This window comes from Acinetobacter sp. 1207_04 (assembly GCF_052850415.1).
Genome location: NZ_VXCQ01000008.1, coordinates 149,985 through 170,826, shown reverse-complemented (window position 1 = coordinate 170,826; position 20,842 = coordinate 149,985). Strand labels below are relative to the sequence as shown.

Sequence of the window (20,842 nt, the reverse complement as noted above, 5' to 3'; positions counted from 1 at the left end):
CCATTTTAGCCGCCACCGACAGCTTGAATAATTTCAATTCGATCTTGTGCAGAAATCACTGTATATTCAAGTTTACTTTTGGAAATGATCAATTCATTCATTTCGACGGCATAACGTTTACCTTCGAGAGAAAGTTCTTGAATGAGTTGCAGTAGATTTTGGCAAGACGTTTCTTGTGGCTTACCATTTAAGAAAATTTGCATAACTGTTCCATTTAATAGCGTCCATACGTGTGCAAATTGAAGATGAGTGTTCAATACATCCAATTATTTTAAGTGTTTAAAGGCATTCCATGCGAGAACGAGCCAACCCAAAATCATCAATGCACCGCCAATTGGAGTAATTGCACCCAATATACGAGGTAAACCAAGTGCCATGATATACAGTGAGCCACAGAACAAGAAAATACCGATTTGAATCAATAAAAAGCTTGTTTTTATTGGAAGTTGCGGAATGACTTTACTGATGATGCCTAAGACAAGTAAGCCAAGTGCATGATAGAAAAAATAGTCGGTTGCGGTATGCCACCAAGTGAGTTGCTCAGGAGAGGCAATTTTTTTTAATCCATGTGCGCCAAAAGCACCCAAGACTACCGCTAAAGCGAGGTTTAGTGCAGAGATTCCGATCCACATAAACGTGATTCATCTGAATAAAATTTCGCATAACATTAACATAAAATTGAGCTGTCATCATGGTAAAATTGCTTAAATAATTAATAAAGTAAAAGAGCCATATCGGCTCTTTTACAGATTTCTAACCAAGTGATTTACTCATTAGAAATGGAATGGATGACTTAGTTGGACGACATCGCTACTTTAATTTTATCCATCGCATTTTTTTCTAACTGACGAATACGTTCCGCGGATACATTATATTCAGCAGCCAATTCATGTAAGGTCGATTTATCATCATCTAACCAACGACGCTGTAAAATATTGCGTGAACGATCATCAAGTTGTTCCATTGCGCTGTGCAAGGCGTTATTACTTTGTTCTTCATAATCTTCTTCTTCAACCAAACGAGCAGGGTCGTAACGATTATCTTCGAGATATAAAGAAGGAGCAACATAGGTGGAATTATCATCGTCATCTTCGCCTTGTGCTTCAAAAGCAGCATCATAAGCAGTTAAACGACCTTCCATTTCGAGCACTTGTTCAGGCGTTACATTTAAATCATTAGCAATTGATTTAGCTTCTTCAAGGGTGAGTTTTTTGCTTGATTTTTTAAGACTACGGAGGTTAAAAAATAGTTTACGTTGTGCTTTAGTAGTCGCAATTTTGACAATCCGCCAGTTACGAATCACGTATTCATGAATTTCAGCTTTAATCCAATGTACTGCAAAAGACACCAAACGGACACCCATCGTTGGGTCAAAACGTTTTACCGCTTTCATTAAGCCTAAGTTGCCTTCTTGGATTAAATCACCTTGTGGAAGTCCATAGCCCGCATAACTACGAGCAATATGCACAACAAAACGTAGGTGAGACATTACCAACATTTTTGCGGCATCCAAATCTTGATCGTAAAAATAACGATCTGCAAGCTCTTTTTCTTGTTCAGCGGTCAGAATTGGAATTTGATTGACCGTGCTGATATAAGCCCCGAGGTTTACACCTGGTGCAGATAAGGACAGGGGCATCAATTGATTGCTGCTGTCGCTCATGAGTACTCCTTAATCGGATCAAATTTTTTAACAATGGTCTTCATCTTAATGCCAAAAACATGCAGAATTAAGAGGAAATAGTGTAAAAATGTAAATTTTTATGCAAAGGCAACTGCTTGTGTTGCATTTATATACAAATTGAAAATAATTACGATTCAATTAAGTAATGAAATTCAGAGTCGGAAAGCTTAAACATTTGCATATTCAATGCATGCAATTGACAATAGCGACTGATATCAATTTCACTGTGTGGATCGGAAGATTTGACGAGAATGATTTGCTTTGATGACACTTTTTTCAATTGTTTTTTTAACAATAAAAGTGGCATAGGACAAGGCTTTCCTATTGCATCGACTTCATAATCAGGGCGTTTTGTATCAATGGTTAGATCAGTCATTTGGGCTTAAATTTAAAACTATTTTATGGTGTGGAATTATAGCAAAGCAGATGTCATTGCTAAACTTAAAAATATGTAAAAGTTGTAAATTTACTTTTTAAATCATGCATAAAAATAGAGCGAAAAAAATTAACATTCGATATTTGGAAATAATTATCTAAAAAAAATCTATTAATTGTAATAAACCCATGATAAGCTCGTTTTGTGTTTAGGTAATAGAGCAATTAATTTGTTGTTTTAAAACCTAAATTCTGAATGGATGTAACCGGGATTTGGTAAATAGTTTTACAGAATGATTACAAGCTTTGAAATACAAAAATATTTTGAAACTTTGTTTGCTCTGCTGTTTGCAACACCGGGTGGTCCTTTTTCATCACTACAGAGGATTAACTTATGACAGCTCGCGAACAAGGCGTTGTTAAATGGTTCAACGACACTAAAGGTTTCGGCTTTATTCAACGTCAAGGTGGCGACGATGTATTCGTTCACTTCCGTGCTATCCAAGGTGACGGTCACCGTTCACTTCGTGACGGCCAACGCGTTGAATTCAGCGTAGTACAAGGTCAAAAAGGTTTTCAGGCTGAAGAAGTACAGCCTTTAGACTAATATTTGGTTCTCGAACTGAATATAAAAAAAGCCTCAATATCATGTTGAGGCTTTTTTGTTTATAATACCCTTCGAATTTACTCCACTACAGTTAGAGCAGCTCTATGGCATCTAGTTTTAAAACCCTAAATTTACATCCGCAACTCAGTCAAGCGATTGATGCTCTAGGGTTTAAAGAAATGACTCCCATTCAGCAAAAAGTATTGAAATATACATTGGGTGGTCATGATGCAATTGGTCGTGCACAAACAGGTACAGGAAAGACAGCAGCATTTTTAATTAGTATTATTAATGATTTGCTCAATAATCCAATTAAAGAGCAACGTTTTCGTGGTGAGCCACGTGCTTTAATTTTGGCACCGACGCGTGAACTTGCAATGCAAATTGAAAGTGATGCTCGTGATTTGGTGAAATTTAGTTCTTTAAATGTGCAAGCATTAGTCGGTGGTGTTGATTTTGATAAGCAAAAAAAGCCACTGAGTCAGAATTTTGTCGATATTATGGTGGCAACACCAGGTCGCCTAATCGATTTTATTGAACAAAAAGAAGTGTGGTTAGATCAAATTGAATTTTTAGTCATTGATGAAGCAGATCGCTTACTTGATATGGGATTTATTCCATCGGTTAAGCGTATTGTTCGTTATTCACCACGCAAAGAGCAACGACAGACTTTATTGTTTTCGGCAACGTTTAGTTATGATGTTTTAAACTTAGCAAAACAGTGGTTGTGTGAGCCTGTGACAGTTGAAATTGAACCAGAAAAGAAAACCAATGCTGATGTTGAACAGCGTGTGTATGTGGTTGAGCGCAAAGATAAGTATAAGTTATTACAAGATATTTTGCGTGATGAGCCAATTGAAAAAGTAATGATTTTTGCTAATCGTCGTGATCAAGTGCGTAAGTTGTATGATCATTTGAAAAAAGATGGTTATAAAGTAGTGATGTTGTCAGGTGAAATTGCACAAGATAAACGCTTGAAAATGCTCGATCAGTTTAAGAATGGTCAACATAATATTATGATTGCAACGGATGTTGCAGGTCGTGGTATTCATGTCGACGGTGTGTCGCATGTCGTGAACTTTACTTTGCCTGAGCAATCAGATGATTATGTACATCGTATTGGTCGTACAGGGCGCGCGGGTACGCAGGGTGTGAGTATTAGTTTCTTGTCTGAAGATGATGCATTTTATTTGCCTGAAATTGAAAAAGCGATTGGTCAAAAGTTACCATTGACACGTTTGGAAGGCTATTGCTAATTTATTTTAATTATATTTTTAATAAGATGCTGTATGAAAAAACCTCTCACTTTGAGAGGTTTTTTACATTTATAAACAAAGATTTGATTTTTAACTAATAAATTAATTCGCTTTGCAGCTAAAAGTTAGCGTAGTTTGATAATCTGTATCTTTCTCAATGTTAGTGTTTGTACCCAATACTGAGCCAAGTACGCCCGCAGCAGCAGTAATCATTTTCCCTGTTTCTTCATCAAAGACACCTTTTAATGCACCGTTGTATTCAGTTTTTTCATTGGAAACAACAGGAGTTGCTTTCTTACCGCATGTTGCATTTGCTGCAGAGATGGCATTATTTTTTGCAATAATCTGACTTTTACCAAGTCCCGTGACTTCATATTGATTGTCTGCTTTTTGAATCGCTAATGATTGGGTCGGTGAGGATGCGCAAGCTGATAGTGCGGCAACAACAGCAACGCCTAACGATATAGTTATATATTTTTTCATCATCTTATTGCTACTCATGTATTGAAATTGAATCTATCTAAGCACAGCATCATGCATAAAGAACAGTATGGATGTATTAAATTTGAAGTTTTCTATGGTTTTACTGTGAAAACAAGGTAATGCCATCATTTTTCCACAGGTAGAACGTAGCTTAGTTTTTTATGAATATGCTACTCTTGTGCATCAGTTTAAATTGACAGTGTATAGGGTAATGGTGGATTCAAAATTACAAATTGTTCATGACAATATGCATCAACGTCAGTCTATTGGGCATCTTATTGAGCCTGCGCCAAATAAAGCACAACTTACACAAGCATTTCAGGCTGCACTGACTGCACCTGATCATCATCGTTTAAAGCCTACACATTTTATTCAGATTGAGACAGAACAGCGAGAAGCTTTTGGTCTGTTGTTGGCAGATGCTGTTGCTGATTTAGGTGAAACTGATCCTGTTCAAGTTGAACGTGTTAAGAGTCATCCATTTCGTGCGCCATTATTGGTACTTGCAGTCACTCGCTTTCAGGATCATCCCAAAGTTCCTTTTTTTGAGCAGACTTTGAGTACGGGTGCCGCTGTGCAGAATTTTTTATTGTCATTACAAGCACAAGGTTTTTCAAGTATTTGGCGTAGTGGGGCCGTGGTAGAGTCGGCTTTATTGAAACGTCAATTGGGTTTGAATGATCGAGATTTAATATCGGGAATTATTTATATTGGAACTGCTGTTAAAGCGATTCCATCTCGTGTTGATGTGGATAGTGCTGAATTTGTGACGACATGGCAGCTATAAGCTAAATTTTAGATGTATTGAAATAATATAAAACAAAATGTAGATGTCATTTGGTTTTATTTGAGGTTGGAGGTTGTAAGTCCTCCAACACAGATTGATTGGGATAATAACAATGTCGGAATTACAATTTAAAGATTTGGTCAGCCCTGTTGCGGTCAATCAGAAAACAGCATTAAGAGTAACTGTGCTTGGTGGTGGTAGCTTTGGTACAGCTATGGCAAATACTGCAGTGCGTAATGGTTGCGATACCATGATTTGGATTCGTGACGAAACTATTGCGACTGAAATTAATGCAACGCATATCAATCAGCGTTATTTGCCTGGTTTTCAGTTGGAAGAAGGCTTGCGTGCAGAGTCCAATCTTGAAAAAGCAGTGTCAAATCGTGACATTATTTTAGTCGCGATACCAAGTCATTCATTTCGAGATGTTTTACGTCAAATTAAACCCTTTATTACGTCACAAGCGGTGGTGTCATTGACTAAAGGTGTAGAGGCGAAAACCTTTAGCTTTATGAGTGATATTATTCAGCAAGAACTTCCTGAAGTGCCTTTTGGTGTGTTATCAGGTCCAAATTTGGCAAAAGAAATTGTTGCGGGTCAGCCAGCAGGAACAGTAATTGCAAGTGATTCTGAGTTGGTGCGCTATGCGGTACAACAGGCATTACACAGTGCATTATTTCGTGTGTTTGGTAGTGATGATGTGCACGGTGTTGAATTGGGTGGTGCGCTGAAAAATATTTATGCAGTTGCTATGGGAATGGCGGTCGCGCATAAAGTCGGTGAAAATACTAAAAGTATGATTTTGACCCGTGCCTTGGCTGAAATGAGTCGTTTTGCAGTGAAATTAGGTGCAAATCCTCTGACTTTCTTGGGGCTATCTGGTGTTGGTGATTTATTTGCAACGTGTAATAGTCCACTTAGTCGTAATTATCAAGTGGGTTTTGCCCTCGGTTCGGGTAAAACGCTTGAGCAAGCGACACGAGAATTGGGGCAGACGGCAGAGGGGATTAATACTATTGTGCAGGTTCATGCCCGTGCAAAAGAATTAGATGTCTATATGCCGATTACTATGGCGCTGTATGAAGTGATTTTTGAGGGTGCACCACCATTGAATATTGCGGTTTCATTGATGAAAAATGGACATCGTAGTGATGTTGAATTTGTATTGCCACATCATCAAGTTTAAATAGAATTGAGTGTAAAATAGATTGGTTTAAAATGAAGTCTATTTGACCTATAGATAGGCTTAAATTTTAACGAAACTTGAAAATAAAATTGAGAGTTGGTTTTCTAAATCAAAAAATAGCGTTAGAAGTTAAGGAAAATAATTATGCAACTGACTTTGGTTCGTCATGGAGAGGCATCACCTGCGCTCGATGGTAATGATGATAAACGCCCATTGACTGTACGCGGTCAACTTCAAGCGGTTGAAACAGCTCGTTTTGTACAACAGCAGGTACAACCTGATGTATTTGTAGTGAGTCCATTGTTACGTGCACAGCAAACGCTTGCAGGAATCCAACAAAATTTTAAAGATTTAGATATTCCTGTGCTGATTTGCGATAAAATCAAACCTGAAGATGATGCAAAGTTTGCCATTGATTGGTTATCTCAGTTGCCTTATGAGCGTATTGTAGTGGTGTGCCACATGAATGTTATTGCTCATATTGCAGAACAACTCACAGGTGAGTATTTTAATCCTTTTGCACTCGCTGAAGCTCGTATTTACGAGCAAGCTGTGATTGCAAATGGTTTGTCGACGCAAAAAAAAGCATTTGTACCTGCGGTATAAACAGATTTAAATATAATGAATGACAGGGCAGAATAAATAGATGTTGCATATATGGATGCCTGAATCTAACGGGGAATGGCAATGGTCGAATGGTGGTCATTGGCAAAAGGCAGAAAGCCTTGAGCAATTAATTCAAGACATTAAACTTGAGAAAACTGATGATGCTGTGGTGTATTTCCCGAGTCGTGAAGTACAAATTGTTCAGCAACAATTAAGCAAAGCACAATATAAACAATTGGCTTCCGAAGGAATTAAATATTTGCTCGAAGAATATGTAATTATTCCTGTGGAGCAGATGAAAGTTTTTTCGCATTTTGAGCAACCTGATCAAGTGTCAATTTTAGGTATTGCTAATAATGCAGTGATCACAATGCAACACGCATTGACATTGTTACCAGTTAAAGTTGTAGCTTTGTTGCCTGATTTTCTCATGTTACCCATTTCTGAAAAAAACCAAATTGTACTTGCCAATATCAATGGGCATTTATTGGTGCGTGAAAATGAATTTTTAGGAAATTCGATTGATGATTTAGCTTTGTATTTAGATTATGCACCGAAAGATCGGCAGTATATGTACAGTGGTTTGAGTGATGCACAAGTGGAAAGCTTATTTGCCATTGCGCCATCAGATCAAAGAGAAAGCTTTGTTTATGAATTAACTGAGATTAAAAAGCCAAAGCAGCATCCTTACAATGTTTTACCGAAAGCAAAAACAGAAAGTAGTGGTGTTACGGGCTATTGGAAGGCTTGTGCAGTACTTGTGGTTGCTTTGATTGTGGTGCAATTGAGCTACGATACATTGCGTTGGATAAAACTGAAAAAAATAGCAGACCAAACCGCTATGCTTGCGGTTGAGCAGTATCAATCTTGGTTTGGGCGTACAGAGCGCACAACTGAGCAGAATGTTCGAAGTAATTTTCAAAGTCGTCTAAATAAGAGTCAAACAGGAGATACTCAAGCTTTACAATTGTTGAGTCGTGTAGGTCCAATTTTGATGCAACATCAGATTATTGCCAATCAAGTTAATTATGAAGCATCGGTGTTAAATATGGATTTAGTCGCAAAGTCTTCAGATAGTTTGCAGACTTTAGTTCAGCAGTTAAATCAACAAGGTTTTAAAGCGGAATTAGGTAACGTACAAACTCAGGGTACAACAGTGATCGGATTGGTGAAAATACAATAATGAAAGCATTAGAGCTTGTGCAAAATAAATTAGATGTTCTGTTTGAGCGATTGACTGAGAACCTTGAGCGGATGTCACCTCGTGAGCGCGTAATGGTAGTTTTTACCACGCTATTTGTTTTGGTTGCTGGTGTCGGTTCTGCGCTATTTTATACGCATAAAGCGGCAGAAAATCAGCAAAAACGTTTGAATGAAATCAAAGAAAGTATTGTGTGGATGCAAAGTAATGTTGTTACGATTCAACCCTCTGATGATTTGGTGATGACGTCTGCGGAAAAAATCCAACAAATTGCTCAACAGCAAGGGATTGCAATCACCTCTCAGCAAATGGGTGAGCAAATACAACTCAGTGCTCAGCATGAAAATTATGCCATTTTGGCTAATCTGCTGACTCAACTTGCACAAGCGGGTTTGAGTATTGAAAAAATGCAGCTTTCTAAGGCAGATGGGCAGATTAAATTAACAGCGACTATACAGTAAGCATTGAAAATAAACGCCTATCGGGCATAGCCTTTTTAACATTGTGTGCCTATAATACGGCAACTTAAAAAGCAGTAGACTTTTCTAGCTATGATGTATTCACTTGCTCGCCCTTTGTTGTTTTCTTTAGCACCAGAGCGTGCACATGAACTCACACTGTCATTGCTTAAATCTGCCCATAAAATGGGTGCAATCCGCAATCAGGTGGCTGCCAAGCCTGTGACCTGTATGGGTATCCAATTTCCAAATCCTGTCGGTCTTGCTGCGGGCTTGGATAAAAATGGTGCTTATATTGATGCGCTTGCTGCGTTAGGCTTTGGTTTTATTGAAATTGGAACCATTACACCGAAACCGCAGGAAGGTAATCCAAAACCTCGTTTATTCCGAGTAGCTCAAGCTAAAGCCATTATTAACCGTATGGGTTTTAATAATGATGGTGTTGATCAACTTGTTGAAAATGTTAAAGCAGCTAAATTTAAAGGCGTGCTTGGTATCAATATTGGTAAAAATGCTGCAACGCCTGTAGAAGATGCTGTTTCAGATTATTTAATTTGTCTTGAAAAAGTCTATAACTACGCCTCTTATATCACTGTTAATATTTCTTCTCCAAATACGAAAAATTTGCGTTCTTTACAAAGTGGTCATGCATTAACTGAATTGCTTGAAACTTTAAAAAAACGTCAATTAGAGCTAGCTGAAGAACAACAGCATTATGTGCCGTTGGTTTTAAAAGTTGCCCCTGACTTAGAGCCAAACGATATTGAGTTTATTGCTGCACAATTATTGCAATTTAAACTTGATGGTCTGATTGTAACCAATACAACCTTGTCACGTGAAGGTGTGGAAGGTCTGCCTTTTGGTGATGAAGCGGGTGGTTTATCGGGTGCTCCTGTATTTGAAAAAAGTACACTATGCTTAGAAGCGTTTGCTAAAATTCTAAAAAATGAAATTCCACTGATTGGTGTAGGTGGTATTTTGGCGGGTGAACATGCGGTTGCAAAACAAAATGCAGGTGCATCGTTGGTTCAAATTTATAGTGGTATGATTTACACAGGTCCAGACTTAATTGCTGACTGTGTGAACGCAATGACCTAATTATGAACACCCCTGATATTATCATTCTGATTATATTATTGATTGGAGGGTTCAACGGTTTGCGACTAGGATTTGTAAAAGCCTTTGCGAACTTGATTGGTTGGGTTGTTGCATTGATTATGGGCGCAAAATATGCCACGTTAATTGCACCAGCCATGTCCTCCCTGAGTCAGGATCCAGTGGTACAGAAGATTGCAGCTTTTGCATTTATTGTCATGTTAATCATTGTATTGACGTGGATTATCACCGCTTTGCTCAATCGAATTTTAAAGACACTCAAACTTGGGCCTCTTAACCGTTTAGCAGGGGCTGGGCTTGGAACCTTGAAAGGTTTGTTTGTCGTCCTCATAACTATGCAAGGATTGGGACCATGGGTGAGTAGTTCACCTACATGGAAACAGTCGAAACTTATTCAGACGCTATTGCCATTTGCACCATTTGCATCTGAGTTATCCAAAGATGTAGCAAATGAAGCATTGCAACATATAAGTCCAGAAGATTCTCAAAAAGAACATTCTGTTAGTGATTCTGATATGCCAGCCTCTACGAAGGAAGGAAAGGCAGAACACTCAACCAAAAATCCGTTTTATTAGTCCTAGCTGGTCTGTGAGGTAGTTATGTGTGGAGTCGTTGGTATAGCTGGTAAATCACCTGTTAACCAAATGTTATTTGATGCGTTGACGATGTTACAACATCGTGGACAAGATGCAGCTGGGATCGTGACTTGCCATAATGGTCGTCTTTTCTTAAGAAAAGACAACGGTATGGTGCGTGATGTATTTCATACACGTCACATGCGTGCATTATTGGGTAACTATGGTATTGGACATGTGCGTTATCCGACCGCAGGTTCATCGAGCAGTGCAGAAGCGCAGCCTTTTTATGTGAATTCACCGTATGGTATTACGCTTGCACATAATGGCAACTTGACCAATGCATCTGATATTCATGATGATTTATTCAAAACTGACTTACGTCATATGAATACCGATTCAGATTCAGAAGTCTTACTGAATGTTTTTGCACACGAACTGCAAAAACGTGCAACACTTGCACCAACACCTGATGATATTTTTTATACGGTGAAACGTGTGCATGAGCGTTGTAAAGGTGCTTATGGCGTGGTAACGATGATTACCGGTCACGGTATTGTTGGTTTCCGTGATCCAAATGGTATCCGTCCACTCATCTACGGTTCGCGTTTAACTGAACAAGGTGAAATGGAATATATCATTGCATCTGAATCGGTTGCGATTACCTCGCTAGGTTTTAAAGTTGAGCGTGATATTGAGCCGGGTGAAGCTATTTTCATTAATGCTAAAGGTGAATTGTTTGCACAACAATGTGCTGAAGCACCACGCTATCGTCCATGTATTTTTGAATATGTTTACTTTGCACGTCCAGACGCAACCATTGATGGTATCTCGGTTTACAAAGCACGTTTAAAAATGGGTGAGAAGCTTGCGAAGAAAATTCTTCAAGAGTGGGGTACAGAGCATGATATTGATGTAGTGATTCCAATTCCAGATACCAGTCGTACCTCTGCGCTTGAACTTGCTAATATGCTCGGTGTGAAATTTCGTGAAGGCTTCATGAAAAACCGTTATATCGGTCGTACTTTCATTATGCCTGGTCAACAACAACGTGAAAAATCAGTACGCCAAAAGTTAAACCCTGTTGAGCTTGAGTTTAAAGGCAAAAATGTACTGTTGGTTGATGACTCAATTGTACGTGGTACAACGTGTAATGAAATCATTCAAATGGCGCGTGATTCGGGTGCAAAAAATGTATTCTTTGCTTCAGCTGCACCGATGGTGAAATATCCAAATGTGTATGGTATTGATATGCCTGCAAAAGCTGAATTGATCGCATCACATCGTAGTGTTGAGCAAATTCGTGACATTATTGGTGCAGATCGTTTAATTTTCCAAGATTTGGATGATTTAAAAGATGCTGTGCGTACAAGCAAAGTTCCTGCAGTGACTGAGTTTGATTGTTCAGTTTTTGATGGTGTGTATGTTACAGGTGATATTGATGAGCAATATCTGGATACACTTGAGCAAAGCCGTAGCGATTTAGCAAAAAAAGATAAAGATGGTTATATCGATGTGAATATTGATGCAGCATCGGTTGACTTGAGTGGTATTAAAGAAATGCTTTAATTTCTAAAATAAAAACTCTTTGAAAAAGCGGGAATTTCCCGCTTTTTTCATTTATATTGTTTGAGATTTAAACTTTTTAATTTTGTCCCGCTGTACAGGTTAAAATGAAGAAGTCTGCTCAGTGTAAAAAGTCCGTTAGGTGCAATGTAATGAGGGTTTTACATTGAAAGATGTGAGTCATTATCTGACTAAAAACAAAAATATCCTTTGGTCAGCAAGTATTTGCTTGATTGCTGCATTGTTGACGATTTTTATTTTAAATACAGTATTAGGTTTACTTGTATATTATACCGATTCATCACAGTCGATTTTTTGGCATGTGCTTAGTCCGCACTTAGTCGTGCTATTGATTATGGTGATTGGTGGCTCGATTGCATACGAGTTTTATGTATTTCGTGCAGGTGGACATTCTCTTGCGAAGCAGTTGAAGGCACGTCGTTTAAGCATGCTCGAAAGTACACCAGAAGAAGGTGTGGCTTTAAAACTTGCGACTCGATTAGCGCAGACTTTTGAAATTGATGAGCCTACACTGTATGTGCTGCCTGATGAAGTTGGGGTAAATGCATTAACTGCAGGTTTTCATCCGAAGGATACGGTCATTATTTTGACTTGGGGTGCATTACAAAATCTAGATGAACAAGAGTTGTACGGTTTATTGGGTCATGAATTTCATCAGATTTTATCAGGTGAGGCGCAAGAAAATACACGTTTAAAAATCATGTACAGTGGTTTGATTTCTTTTAGTCAATTTGGCAGTAAAATTTCTAAACAAGGGTTTAATCATTATACCAATACACAGCGACATAAATTTGAAACTTCATTTGTAGCGGTTGGTGGTGTGATTTGGTTGATAGGCAGTATGGGGGTTTTAATTAGCCGTTTGATTAAATATTTTACGCTCGGTGGGCGTACATTTTATAATGATTATAAAACACGCCGTTTGATTTTAAATGATGCCAATATTCAAACTTTACTCAGGATTTATGTGCATCATGCGGGCTCACAAATTCACAGTGAGTACTCGGAGGCGATAGCGCATATGTGCTTTGCTAACTCATTGAGTCCACAAAGTTGGTTGAATATTCATCCCTCTATTGCAGATCGAATTTATGAGTTAAATCCGTCATTACTACAAAATTTGCAACTTGAAAATCTCAATAAATTAAAAAATCAGCCTTTATTTAGTTTGTTACGCCCCTTAGAGGAAGAGATATCGGAAGTCTATAACCCATGGATTTCTCCGCAACCCTTGCCATTATTGAGGCTTTCACCAATTAGCTTTGCGCTAAATGATGCGATTAAGCCCCTCAATAGTGACGTGCGACGTAATATGGCACGCCCTGATTTGTTAAAACGTGCAATGCAAACGGCAACAGGTTCACGCGAGGTAATGGTTGCGATTTTGATGATTCGCCAATATCGTGAATTTATACCCTCTGAGGCAGAAGTTAGTCGAGCTATTGTTGATGCTTTATTGCATCTTGATGGTCGTGTGCATATTCAAATTTTTCATGATGCATGTGCTAATTTGGGCAATATGCCTGCAACGAGCGCACGTCAATTTATAACCAAACTCGCTAAAATTATTCAAGAAGATGGTGAAATTGGTTTATTGGATGCTTTATTGATTGAAAAAGTGAAAGCTGAGCTCAACCTATTACCTATTCATACACCATCATCACTTGAAAATGTAAAACCTCAAATTGTGCGCTTGATTGATGCTTTATTGCATGTACAGCAAATTAACAGTGCAAATCAGTTAGATGTACGTTATCAAATTTTGGAGCGAGTTTTAACCGAAGATGAACTTGAATTGTTTGAAGAAATTTCTGATGAACCAATTGATTTAGGTGAAATTGTCAATGATATTGCAGGTTTGTTGCTACGTGAGCGTTTAATTATTTTGGGTGTAGCGGAAGTTTGTTTGTGGAATGACCGTATTATTACCCAAGATGAATTAGATGTTTTGGAGCTGCTCTATTGGCGTTTAGGTTTTGAAACAAGTGAAATGATTGATCAGATGCAGAAAAAAAATAGTGTGATGATTTTTTAAAGATTTCATTAATGGTAGGATTTTTGACTAATGTTTATAAAAAATAAGTAACATTAAGTACTGAGACCAATTGCCTAGATTTGCAACGGTAGTAGAAAACAACAATGTAAAGCATAGGTAATTTACTGTAAAACCGTTAAACTACATAGAATAATTTTTTAGTGATCGTTTTGTGAATAGAGCCGAGCATCAGCGCAGTATTTTAGCAACTTTGGGGATTGATGTTTGGATTCCTCAGGTTGACGTGCGTGTTGAAAGCTATATTCCACAAAATTATCGTGATATGGCAACTTCTGATCAAACCGTTGTCACAAATCCTGAATTTCCAATTCCACAAAAAATTTCCCCCACTCAACCACCGATTCAGTCCGAACCTGTCACTATTCAACGAAATACTGAAAAGACAGATATTCACTCGAGTCAACTTCAAGTCAAAACTGTTGCTATTTCTCAGTCGATTGAGCCTTTAGCGCCCACTTTGCAGATTGATGCTTTTGATGTGCAACTCTATGCACTTGAACACTGTGTTTTATTGCTCGATGCGACGGATTTAAACGATGAGCAACGTCAGTTGTGGCGCAATATTCAAGCATCAATGCAAGGGCGAGAAGCAACGTTACATTGGCCATTTCCTCTAATTAATATTCAAGATGGACGTGGTGTAGTGCAGTATTTACAAGGCTTTATAGATGTATATGGTGTGGAAAAACAGTTGATTTGTATGGGGGAGATTCCACATTTAAATATGGGTCAATGTACGGTACTTGCAAGTTTACAGCAAATGATTGAACAACCGATGTTGAAGCGAAATTTGTGGCAGGCAATGCGAACAAAGGTAACAGTATAAAAGACAGTAAAATCAGTTGAAATAAAGATGGTTGAAAATCATAAAAATAATTTTAATCGGCATACTCTTTTTAGGTTAAAAATCATAAATTAATTTGATAAAAGAATAATCATGTTCAATTAAAATTTAAGCAGATGCTTTTGTTTAAATAAGAGATTTGAGTTAACTTAAACTCTAAATAAAATGACTGAATTATTTTATTGGTTGTGATTAAAAATACAAAGGAGTATGTATGCAAAAAGTCGTGGTATTTAGTCAATTAGATCAAGATATTTTGCAACGCTTACATGAAAAGTATCAAGTTGTGGTGATTAATCCTAAACTTGGCGATGTAAATGACCAAATTTTAAAAGAAGTTCAAGATGCTGATGCCATGATTGGTGCAGGGCGTGTATTGAATGAGAAGAATTTAGCTTCAGCGCAAAAACTGAAAATTATTTCATCGGTAAGTGTGGGTTATGATAATTATGACCTCAATTATTTAAATCAACATAATATTTGGCTCACAAATACACCGCATGTGCTGACTGAAACGACTGCTGATTTGGCATTTACACTCCTGATGAGTGCTGCACGACAAGTAGGTTCACTTGATCGTTGGACGAAACAAGGACATTGGCAACGTACAGTCGGTACGGAGCAGTTTGGGCAAGAAATTTACGGTAAAACGCTCGGAATTATTGGTTTAGGTAATATTGGTGCAGCGGTAGCAAGACGAGCACGTTATGGCTTCAATATGAACATTCTCTATCATAACCGCCGAGAACGTCCTGAAATTGCAGAGCCACTTATGGCGCAATATTGTGATTTAAATACATTGTTACAGACATCAGATTTTGTGGTAGTCGCTGTTGATTTAAATGCAGATTCGAAAGCTTTAATGAGTACTGAGCAGTTTGCTCAAATGCAACCTCATGCTGTTTTTGTCAATATTGCTCGTGGTTCTGTGGTGGATGAAATTGCTTTGATTGAAGCGATTAAAAGTCATCAAATTTTTGCAGCAGGTCTTGATGTTTATCAAAAAGAACCATTACAGGAATCTGCAGTTTTCTCATTGGAGCGTGTAGTAACTTTACCGCATGTGGGTTCTGCTACAGCAGCAACACGTAAGCGTATGGTGGAGTTGGCATATCAAAATTTAGTTGATGCATTGGAAGATAGAACGCCACGTTATATTGTCAATACTGGATTTTAGTGTGTGTTAAATATGATGATAATCTGGAATTTAGCATAATGTTGTTAATAACTTCATAACACTTCATTGCAAATTACTTCAAATTTCAATGTTATATTGCTTTAAATCTCTCCATGGATCTGCATTTTGAAAAAGACTTTGCTTAGCTTATGTTTAGTCATGGCGACCACACCCACTGTGGCGGATGATTTTCATGCTGCGATTGGTCCACAGTTTGAAGTCCCCGATTTGGGTAGTGGCGTTGGTTTTATTGATCAGCAAAAAGAACGTGCGATTGGTGAAAAAGTGTATCGACAGGTACAGCAACAACTGCCAATTATTCAAGATCCATGGCTTGAAGATCAGTTTATGAATGTGTTTAGTCGTATTCTAAATCAAACACAGTTGGGTCAACCAATTGGCTTAGTTGTGGTTCGGGATCCTCAAATTAATGCTTTTGCTGTACCTGGTGGTTTGTTTGCCTTAAATGCAGGTATGGTGACTTCATCTGCAAATATGGATGAGATTGCTGGGGTGATGGGGCATGAAATTGCCCATGTTACGCAGCGTCATTATAGTCGCTCACAAGAAGCCTTTAAGGGGCAGGGGTTACTTGCGCTTGCGGGGATTTTAGTGGGGGCTGTGGTTGCATCGCAGGCAGATGGTGATATTGGTGGTGCATTGATGATGGGAACTCAGGCCGCTTTGCTAGATCGACAATTGAGTTATAGCCGAAATCAGGAACGTGAAGCTGATCGTATAGGTATGCAGTTTATGTATGGTGCAGGCTATAACCCAAATAGTATGGCAGATTTTTTTGAAACTATGCATCGATCAACGAGTCGTTTAAGTTTTTTACCTGATTTTTGGCTTACACATCCATTAACCACGGAGCGTATGAGTGAATCACGCTTACGAGCGCAACAATTTCCTCGTGTACCGTATCGTCGGAATGATCAAGATTTTGATATTGTGAAATGGTACACAGCAGTGGTTGCAGGGCAGAGCAATGAGCGTGAATTGCAGGCATTGGCAAGAAATAACAGTTATGCAGGCATAATTGCATTGAGCGCATTTTACTTGAATCAAGGTGATTTTTCAGCAGCACAGCAACAGCTTGATCTAGCCCGTAAAATAAATCCTGATCACAGTTTAATTACACTCATTCAAACAGATATTTATTTAGGGCAAAATAATACCGATGTAGCATATCAGGTGATTTTGCCTAAACAGCGCATTATGCCAGAAAATAGAGCATTAAGTTTTAAACTGGCTGAAGTGTTGATTCGAGAGAAAAAATCCGCTGAAGCCGAAACTTTAGTTAATCGTTTTATTAATAAAAATCCACGAGATATAATGGGTTGGCAATTATTACAACAAGCTGCTAATTTGGATCAAGCGAATCCATTACGAACAGTAAATGTATTGCGTAATCGGGCAGAAGTACAATATTGGTCGGGTGACGAAGAAAATGCGATTAAATCATTGTTGCATGCACAGCGTTTGGCGAAAGATAATATGTCTGCCAAAGCTAAAATTGATATACGCCTAAAAGCCATGCAAGATGAGCGCAAGTTGAAAATTTAAATTTGATGATATGTATTGGTCTGAATAAAAAGCAGTTTTAAGAAAAATGACTTTCTATTCATATATTAAAACGCTAAGCTTAGTGGCTTAAATTTATAAAAATGTATTTGATTCTTATGGAAAAAATGATTGCTCGTGTTGGGATAATTTGTTTAATTTCAAGTTTAATGATGATAAGTACGGTCTCATTTGCTGAAAATATTCCCGATCAGTATGTTCGTGATATTGAGAGAATTTCTACACGCTACAATGCGGATATGAAGTTTTTTCTGCGTACTCTTGACCCTAAAATTAGTCACTTTAATCAAGCACAGCAGGCGCAGTTTTGTACTATTTTGAAGCAGTATGTAGATGATATGTATAAAACGACTGATCAGCATCGGAAATATTTGCCATTATCATCACAGTCAGTCACAAAGCAAACAATCATTGATAAAGTTATGGTTTCACCTGAAATGCAAATTTTGAAAAAATATAATATTCAATGCAATTTGAATTAATTAAATAGAAATTGCTTTGTTTTAAAATTGTTTTCAAGAAGATGTATTAAGGGCTGATCAATGTAGCTGGACATTTTTGTCATGGTAGGAGGAGGTTTGAATGGGAAATTATTGGATAAAAATAAATGTAATCGTTAGGTTTTAAATTTTATTATTACTTAATTTTTGATTGGATGAAATTGAATGTAGAGATTGATTGGCTATTTAATATCTATATTGCGCTTTAAAAACACAAAAAACAAAAATTAAATAGTCCAAATCAAACACAAATCAGATTTTACGACGTGGGGAATTAGCCAAGTTTTGCTTTAATTTTTGCTGAAACTTGTGCAGGATCGGCACGTCCGGCTATGATCGGACGTAGAGAATTCATCACCTTACCCATATCTTTCATGCTAGTTGCACCTTGCGCATCAATTGTTTGCGCAATGAGAGAATCAAGCTCTTCCTCTGACATAGCTTCAGGTAGAAATTGAGATAAAATCTCAAGTTCGGCTTGTTCTTTACTAGCTAAATCTTCACGGTTAGCGCCTAAAAAGGCTTTCACCGATTCTTTACGTTGTTTGATTTGCTTTTCAATGACCGCAAGAACTTGATTATCGTCAAGTTCAATGCGCTCATCGACTTCGATTTGCTTGATTGCTGCCTGTAGACCACGTATAACCGTTAATTTATCCATTTCTTTAGCACGCATTGTTGCTTTCAAAACTTCAGTAATTTGGTTTTTTAAAGTCGTCATTTATCTAGTCCAGGTAGTCAATCAATCACAAATTAATCTTAGTAAAGGCGAGTCGTACGTACTGATTCACGCGCCAATTTCTTTTGGTAGCGTTTAACAGCAGCAGCTTTTTTACGTTTACGTTCTTGAGTTGGTTTTTCGTAGAATTCACGTTTACGAACATCAGCAAGAACACCTGCTTTTTCGCATGAACGTTTGAAACGACGAATTGCTACGTCAACTGGCTCGCCTTCTTTCAATTTAACTTGTGGCATGAAGAATCCTCATTAAGTTATGGATAAGATCTAGGGTCGAATTACCCGAGATCACAAGTGAAGGTCAGTATTTTACTCATTTACATCTCATATCACAAGTCTATAATGGCTTTAGCAATATTTTGAAACGGGTAAAAGGCAGTTTAATGATCGTTCTTGGCTTAGAAACCTCATGTGATGAAACAGGGCTTGCACTTTATGATAGCGAAGTCGGTCTACGAGGACAGGTGCTATATAGTCAAATTAAACTGCATGCAGAATATGGTGGTGTAGTGCCTGAGCTTGCATCACGTGACCATGTGCGTAAGCTTATTCCTCTAATGAATCAATTGCTTGAGGAAAGTGATGTAAAAAAATCTGAGATTGATGCGATTGCTTATACGCGTGGCCCAGGCTTAATGGGAGCCCTAATGACAGGTGCACTGTTTGGGCGTAGCTTGGCATTTTCGCTTAATAAACCTGCAATTGGTGTGCATCATATGGAAGGGCACATGCTTGCGCCACTTTTATCTGAAACACCACCTGAATTTCCGTTTATCGCTTTACTTGTGTCAGGTGGGCATACGCAATTGATGGCTGCACACGGTATTGGCGAATATGAAATTCTCGGTGAGTCGATTGATGACGCTGCAGGTGAGGCTTTTGATAAAGTCGCAAAAATGTTGAAACTTCCTTATCCCGGTGGACCTAATATTTCAAAATTGGCAGAGCAAGGTGATAAAGAAGCCTTTGTATTTCCACGTCCGATGTTGCATCAAGGTTTAGATTTCTCATTCAGCGGTTTAAAAACAGCAGTTTCTGTTCAGCTTAAAAAGTTGGGTGAAGAACAAAGAGATGCAGATATTGCAGCATCTTTCCAAGAAGCATTGGTTGATACTTTGGTAAAAAAATCTGTAAAAGCATTGAAACAAACAGGCTTAAAACGATTGGTCATTGCTGGTGGAGTCAGTGCAAATAAGCGTTTGCGTGAGCGTTTAGAAGCAGATTTAGTCAAAATTAAAGCCACTGTTTATTATGCAGAACCTGCTTTATGTACAGATAATGGTGCAATGATCGCATTCGCAGGTTATCAACGTTTAAAATCGGGTCAAAGTGAAGGATTATCAGTCACTACAACACCACGTTGGCCAATGACGGAATTGACCAAACCCGAATAAATTTATTTAGACTTTAAAAATGAGGAAAGAGGCGAAAGCCTCTTTTCTATTGAAAAATGAAGAATTAATCTAGTTCAGCATGGGCAAAAATTTTCAAAATCACTTCTGTATTATCACAAGATTTTTTAAATTCAGTAATGAATTTTTTTAAAGCATATTCATCAGTTGAATAAGCAACAAACATACTTCCTTCGGGATCAAATTTAACAATATTTTTAAGTTCAGGTAACTGAATTTCTAAAAAAGCCAATGCTAAAGAACCCCAATCGTAACCATTACCTTCAAAGCCTTCATCTGCCCGTGTGGCAAAAATATGCGATTGATAATCCAGATTAGATAAACAAGCTGAAAAACTTTTTTCATGAGCGACCCACAAAAAAGGTGCTATAGCTTGTTCGAATACGGTATCCATTATTTTTCTCAATTCAATCATTATTAAAAATTAGTAATGTCATTTTAAAAAAATCTTAACTTTATTTGGTAAATTTAAGAGTTGAAATTGTATGAAGAATGTATTTTTTATGATTGAAACAGTCTATTCGTTTTCAAATTTATAAGATGTAGTAAATCTTAATATTTACAATCAATAAGTATGGTAAAAGATAAGTTATATCAAAAATGAAGAATG

Annotated in this window: 24 protein-coding genes; 16 read left to right on the top strand and 8 right to left on the bottom strand. The window is 37.7% G+C overall.

The genetic code is table 11. The annotated features are described in order from the left end of the window. Positions 1-5 precede the first annotated feature (5 nt). From thiS to FW754_RS09395, 4 genes are all read right to left on the bottom strand, one after another. A complete protein-coding gene (thiS, locus tag FW754_RS09410; RefSeq protein WP_409512746.1) occupies positions 6-203 on the bottom strand; it encodes a sulfur carrier protein ThiS in 198 nt (65 codons plus the stop codon). A 63-nt stretch (positions 204-266) separates the two neighbouring features. Then, on the bottom strand, positions 267-632 hold the full coding sequence (locus FW754_RS09405) for a DUF423 domain-containing protein (protein ID WP_446324482.1): 366 nt from the start codon (positions 630-632) through the stop codon (positions 267-269). 161 nt (positions 633-793) lie between these two features. Further along, on the bottom strand, positions 794-1,663 hold the full coding sequence (rpoH, locus tag FW754_RS09400; protein WP_409512744.1) for an RNA polymerase sigma factor RpoH: 870 nt from the start codon (positions 1,661-1,663) through the stop codon (positions 794-796). A gap of 148 nt (positions 1,664-1,811) precedes the next feature. Further along, entirely contained in the window at positions 1,812-2,060 is a 249-nt protein-coding gene (locus FW754_RS09395; RefSeq protein ID WP_446324481.1) for a sulfurtransferase TusA family protein, read from the bottom strand. Positions 2,061-2,453: 393 nt separating this feature from the next. Here FW754_RS09395 and FW754_RS09390 point away from each other — a divergent pair, with 393 nt between their 5' ends. Further along, entirely contained in the window at positions 2,454-2,666 is a 213-nt protein-coding gene (locus tag FW754_RS09390) for a cold-shock protein (RefSeq protein ID WP_409512742.1), read from the top strand. A gap of 104 nt (positions 2,667-2,770) precedes the next feature. Further along, on the top strand, positions 2,771-3,922 hold the full coding sequence (gene rhlB / locus FW754_RS09385; RefSeq protein WP_419349479.1) for an ATP-dependent RNA helicase RhlB: 1,152 nt from the start codon (positions 2,771-2,773) through the stop codon (positions 3,920-3,922). Between the two features lie 102 nt (positions 3,923-4,024). Here the strand turns inward: rhlB and FW754_RS09380 are convergent, their stop codons facing one another. Then, positions 4,025-4,405: a hypothetical protein gene (locus FW754_RS09380; RefSeq protein ID WP_446324494.1), complete on the bottom strand. Its 381-nt coding sequence runs from the start codon at positions 4,403-4,405 to the stop codon at positions 4,025-4,027. A gap of 211 nt (positions 4,406-4,616) precedes the next feature. Between FW754_RS09380 and FW754_RS09375 the strand changes: the two genes are divergently transcribed. The 13 genes from FW754_RS09375 (at position 4,617) to FW754_RS09315 (ending at position 18,064) form a co-directional block, all read left to right on the top strand. Beyond that, a complete protein-coding gene (locus tag FW754_RS09375; protein ID WP_446324480.1) occupies positions 4,617-5,192 on the top strand; it encodes a nitroreductase family protein in 576 nt (191 codons plus the stop codon). A 112-nt stretch (positions 5,193-5,304) separates the two neighbouring features. Then, the gene (locus tag FW754_RS09370) at positions 5,305-6,378 is read left to right on the top strand and encodes an NAD(P)H-dependent glycerol-3-phosphate dehydrogenase (RefSeq protein ID WP_446324479.1); all 1,074 of its coding nucleotides are present in this window, start codon (positions 5,305-5,307) and stop codon (positions 6,376-6,378) included. A gap of 144 nt (positions 6,379-6,522) precedes the next feature. Further along, entirely contained in the window at positions 6,523-6,984 is a 462-nt protein-coding gene (locus FW754_RS09365; protein WP_409512737.1) for a SixA phosphatase family protein, read from the top strand. A 40-nt stretch (positions 6,985-7,024) separates the two neighbouring features. After that, a complete protein-coding gene (gspL, locus tag FW754_RS09360; RefSeq protein WP_446324478.1) occupies positions 7,025-8,167 on the top strand; it encodes a type II secretion system protein GspL in 1,143 nt (380 codons plus the stop codon). Continuing rightward, positions 8,167-8,646 carry a type II secretion system protein GspM gene (gene gspM, locus FW754_RS09355; RefSeq protein ID WP_409512735.1) on the top strand — a complete coding sequence of 160 codons (480 nt, stop codon included), beginning with the start codon at positions 8,167-8,169 and terminating at the stop codon, positions 8,644-8,646. The genes gspL and gspM overlap by 1 nt, the downstream gene beginning before the upstream one ends. 90 nt (positions 8,647-8,736) lie before the next feature. Beyond that, positions 8,737-9,741 (top strand): quinone-dependent dihydroorotate dehydrogenase, encoded by a 1,005-nt coding sequence (locus tag FW754_RS09350; RefSeq protein ID WP_446324477.1) that lies wholly within the window; start codon positions 8,737-8,739, stop codon positions 9,739-9,741. A gap of 2 nt (positions 9,742-9,743) precedes the next feature. Then, complete coding sequence (locus tag FW754_RS09345; protein WP_409512733.1) at positions 9,744-10,334, top strand: CvpA family protein; 591 nt, start codon at positions 9,744-9,746, stop codon at positions 10,332-10,334. A 24-nt stretch (positions 10,335-10,358) separates the two neighbouring features. Then, positions 10,359-11,903, top strand: coding sequence for an amidophosphoribosyltransferase (gene purF / locus FW754_RS09340; protein WP_409512732.1), 1,545 nt, complete (start codon positions 10,359-10,361; stop codon positions 11,901-11,903). 163 nt (positions 11,904-12,066) lie between these two features. Beyond that, entirely contained in the window at positions 12,067-13,956 is a 1,890-nt protein-coding gene (locus FW754_RS09335) for a M48 family metalloprotease (RefSeq protein ID WP_409512731.1), read from the top strand. Between the two features lie 172 nt (positions 13,957-14,128). Then, positions 14,129-14,803: a hypothetical protein gene (locus FW754_RS09330; RefSeq protein ID WP_446324476.1), complete on the top strand. Its 675-nt coding sequence runs from the start codon at positions 14,129-14,131 to the stop codon at positions 14,801-14,803. A gap of 232 nt (positions 14,804-15,035) precedes the next feature. Beyond that, positions 15,036-15,998: a 2-hydroxyacid dehydrogenase gene (locus tag FW754_RS09325; RefSeq protein WP_409512729.1), complete on the top strand. Its 963-nt coding sequence runs from the start codon at positions 15,036-15,038 to the stop codon at positions 15,996-15,998. Positions 15,999-16,157: 159 nt separating this feature from the next. Next, the gene (locus FW754_RS09320; RefSeq protein WP_446324493.1) at positions 16,158-17,564 is read left to right on the top strand and encodes a M48 family metalloprotease; all 1,407 of its coding nucleotides are present in this window, start codon (positions 16,158-16,160) and stop codon (positions 17,562-17,564) included. Between the two features lie 167 nt (positions 17,565-17,731). Continuing rightward, the gene (locus FW754_RS09315; RefSeq protein ID WP_446324492.1) at positions 17,732-18,064 is read left to right on the top strand and encodes a hypothetical protein; all 333 of its coding nucleotides are present in this window, start codon (positions 17,732-17,734) and stop codon (positions 18,062-18,064) included. A 292-nt stretch (positions 18,065-18,356) separates the two neighbouring features. Here FW754_RS09315 and FW754_RS09310 read toward each other — a convergent pair whose 3' ends face one another. Next, entirely contained in the window at positions 18,357-18,803 is a 447-nt protein-coding gene (locus FW754_RS09310; protein ID WP_409512727.1) for a GatB/YqeY domain-containing protein, read from the bottom strand. A gap of 38 nt (positions 18,804-18,841) precedes the next feature. Continuing rightward, positions 18,842-19,057 (bottom strand): 30S ribosomal protein S21, encoded by a 216-nt coding sequence (gene rpsU, locus FW754_RS09305; RefSeq protein ID WP_001136722.1) that lies wholly within the window; start codon positions 19,055-19,057, stop codon positions 18,842-18,844. Positions 19,058-19,203: 146 nt separating this feature from the next. Between rpsU and tsaD the strand changes: the two genes are divergently transcribed. Then, the gene (gene tsaD, locus FW754_RS09300; protein ID WP_446324475.1) at positions 19,204-20,214 is read left to right on the top strand and encodes a tRNA (adenosine(37)-N6)-threonylcarbamoyltransferase complex transferase subunit TsaD; all 1,011 of its coding nucleotides are present in this window, start codon (positions 19,204-19,206) and stop codon (positions 20,212-20,214) included. Between the two features lie 64 nt (positions 20,215-20,278). On the opposite strand, the gene FW754_RS09295 is transcribed toward tsaD, so the two are convergent. Beyond that, the gene (locus tag FW754_RS09295; protein WP_446324474.1) at positions 20,279-20,626 is read right to left on the bottom strand and encodes an Imm51 family immunity protein; all 348 of its coding nucleotides are present in this window, start codon (positions 20,624-20,626) and stop codon (positions 20,279-20,281) included. Positions 20,627-20,842 lie beyond the last annotated feature (216 nt).

What these genes read in the sequence shown, in the direction of transcription:
- thiS (WP_409512746.1), bottom strand. Translation starts at nt 203, where the DNA reads ATGCAAATTTTCTTAAATGGTAAGCCACAAGAAACGTCTTGCCAAAAT.
- FW754_RS09405 (WP_446324482.1), bottom strand. Translation starts at nt 632, where the DNA reads ATGTGGATCGGAATCTCTGCACTAAACCTCGCTTTAGCGGTAGTCTTG.
- rpoH (WP_409512744.1), bottom strand. Translation starts at nt 1,663, where the DNA reads ATGAGCGACAGCAGCAATCAATTGATGCCCCTGTCCTTATCTGCACCA.
- FW754_RS09395 (WP_446324481.1), bottom strand. Translation starts at nt 2,060, where the DNA reads ATGACTGATCTAACCATTGATACAAAACGCCCTGATTATGAAGTCGAT.
- FW754_RS09390 (WP_409512742.1), top strand. Translation starts at nt 2,454, where the DNA reads ATGACAGCTCGCGAACAAGGCGTTGTTAAATGGTTCAACGACACTAAA.
- rhlB (WP_419349479.1), top strand. Translation starts at nt 2,771, where the DNA reads ATGGCATCTAGTTTTAAAACCCTAAATTTACATCCGCAACTCAGTCAA.
- FW754_RS09380 (WP_446324494.1), bottom strand. Translation starts at nt 4,405, where the DNA reads ATGAAAAAATATATAACTATATCGTTAGGCGTTGCTGTTGTTGCCGCA.
- FW754_RS09375 (WP_446324480.1), top strand. Translation starts at nt 4,617, where the DNA reads ATGGTGGATTCAAAATTACAAATTGTTCATGACAATATGCATCAACGT.
- FW754_RS09370 (WP_446324479.1), top strand. Translation starts at nt 5,305, where the DNA reads ATGTCGGAATTACAATTTAAAGATTTGGTCAGCCCTGTTGCGGTCAAT.
- FW754_RS09365 (WP_409512737.1), top strand. Translation starts at nt 6,523, where the DNA reads ATGCAACTGACTTTGGTTCGTCATGGAGAGGCATCACCTGCGCTCGAT.
- gspL (WP_446324478.1), top strand. Translation starts at nt 7,025, where the DNA reads ATGTTGCATATATGGATGCCTGAATCTAACGGGGAATGGCAATGGTCG.
- gspM (WP_409512735.1), top strand. Translation starts at nt 8,167, where the DNA reads ATGAAAGCATTAGAGCTTGTGCAAAATAAATTAGATGTTCTGTTTGAG.
- FW754_RS09350 (WP_446324477.1), top strand. Translation starts at nt 8,737, where the DNA reads ATGATGTATTCACTTGCTCGCCCTTTGTTGTTTTCTTTAGCACCAGAG.
- FW754_RS09345 (WP_409512733.1), top strand. Translation starts at nt 9,744, where the DNA reads ATGAACACCCCTGATATTATCATTCTGATTATATTATTGATTGGAGGG.
- purF (WP_409512732.1), top strand. Translation starts at nt 10,359, where the DNA reads ATGTGTGGAGTCGTTGGTATAGCTGGTAAATCACCTGTTAACCAAATG.
- FW754_RS09325 (WP_409512729.1), top strand. Translation starts at nt 15,036, where the DNA reads ATGCAAAAAGTCGTGGTATTTAGTCAATTAGATCAAGATATTTTGCAA.
- FW754_RS09320 (WP_446324493.1), top strand. Translation starts at nt 16,158, where the DNA reads ATGGCGACCACACCCACTGTGGCGGATGATTTTCATGCTGCGATTGGT.
- FW754_RS09315 (WP_446324492.1), top strand. Translation starts at nt 17,732, where the DNA reads ATGATGATAAGTACGGTCTCATTTGCTGAAAATATTCCCGATCAGTAT.
- FW754_RS09310 (WP_409512727.1), bottom strand. Translation starts at nt 18,803, where the DNA reads ATGACGACTTTAAAAAACCAAATTACTGAAGTTTTGAAAGCAACAATG.
- rpsU (WP_001136722.1), bottom strand. Translation starts at nt 19,057, where the DNA reads ATGCCACAAGTTAAATTGAAAGAAGGCGAGCCAGTTGACGTAGCAATT.
- tsaD (WP_446324475.1), top strand. Translation starts at nt 19,204, where the DNA reads ATGATCGTTCTTGGCTTAGAAACCTCATGTGATGAAACAGGGCTTGCA.
- FW754_RS09295 (WP_446324474.1), bottom strand. Translation starts at nt 20,626, where the DNA reads ATGGATACCGTATTCGAACAAGCTATAGCACCTTTTTTGTGGGTCGCT.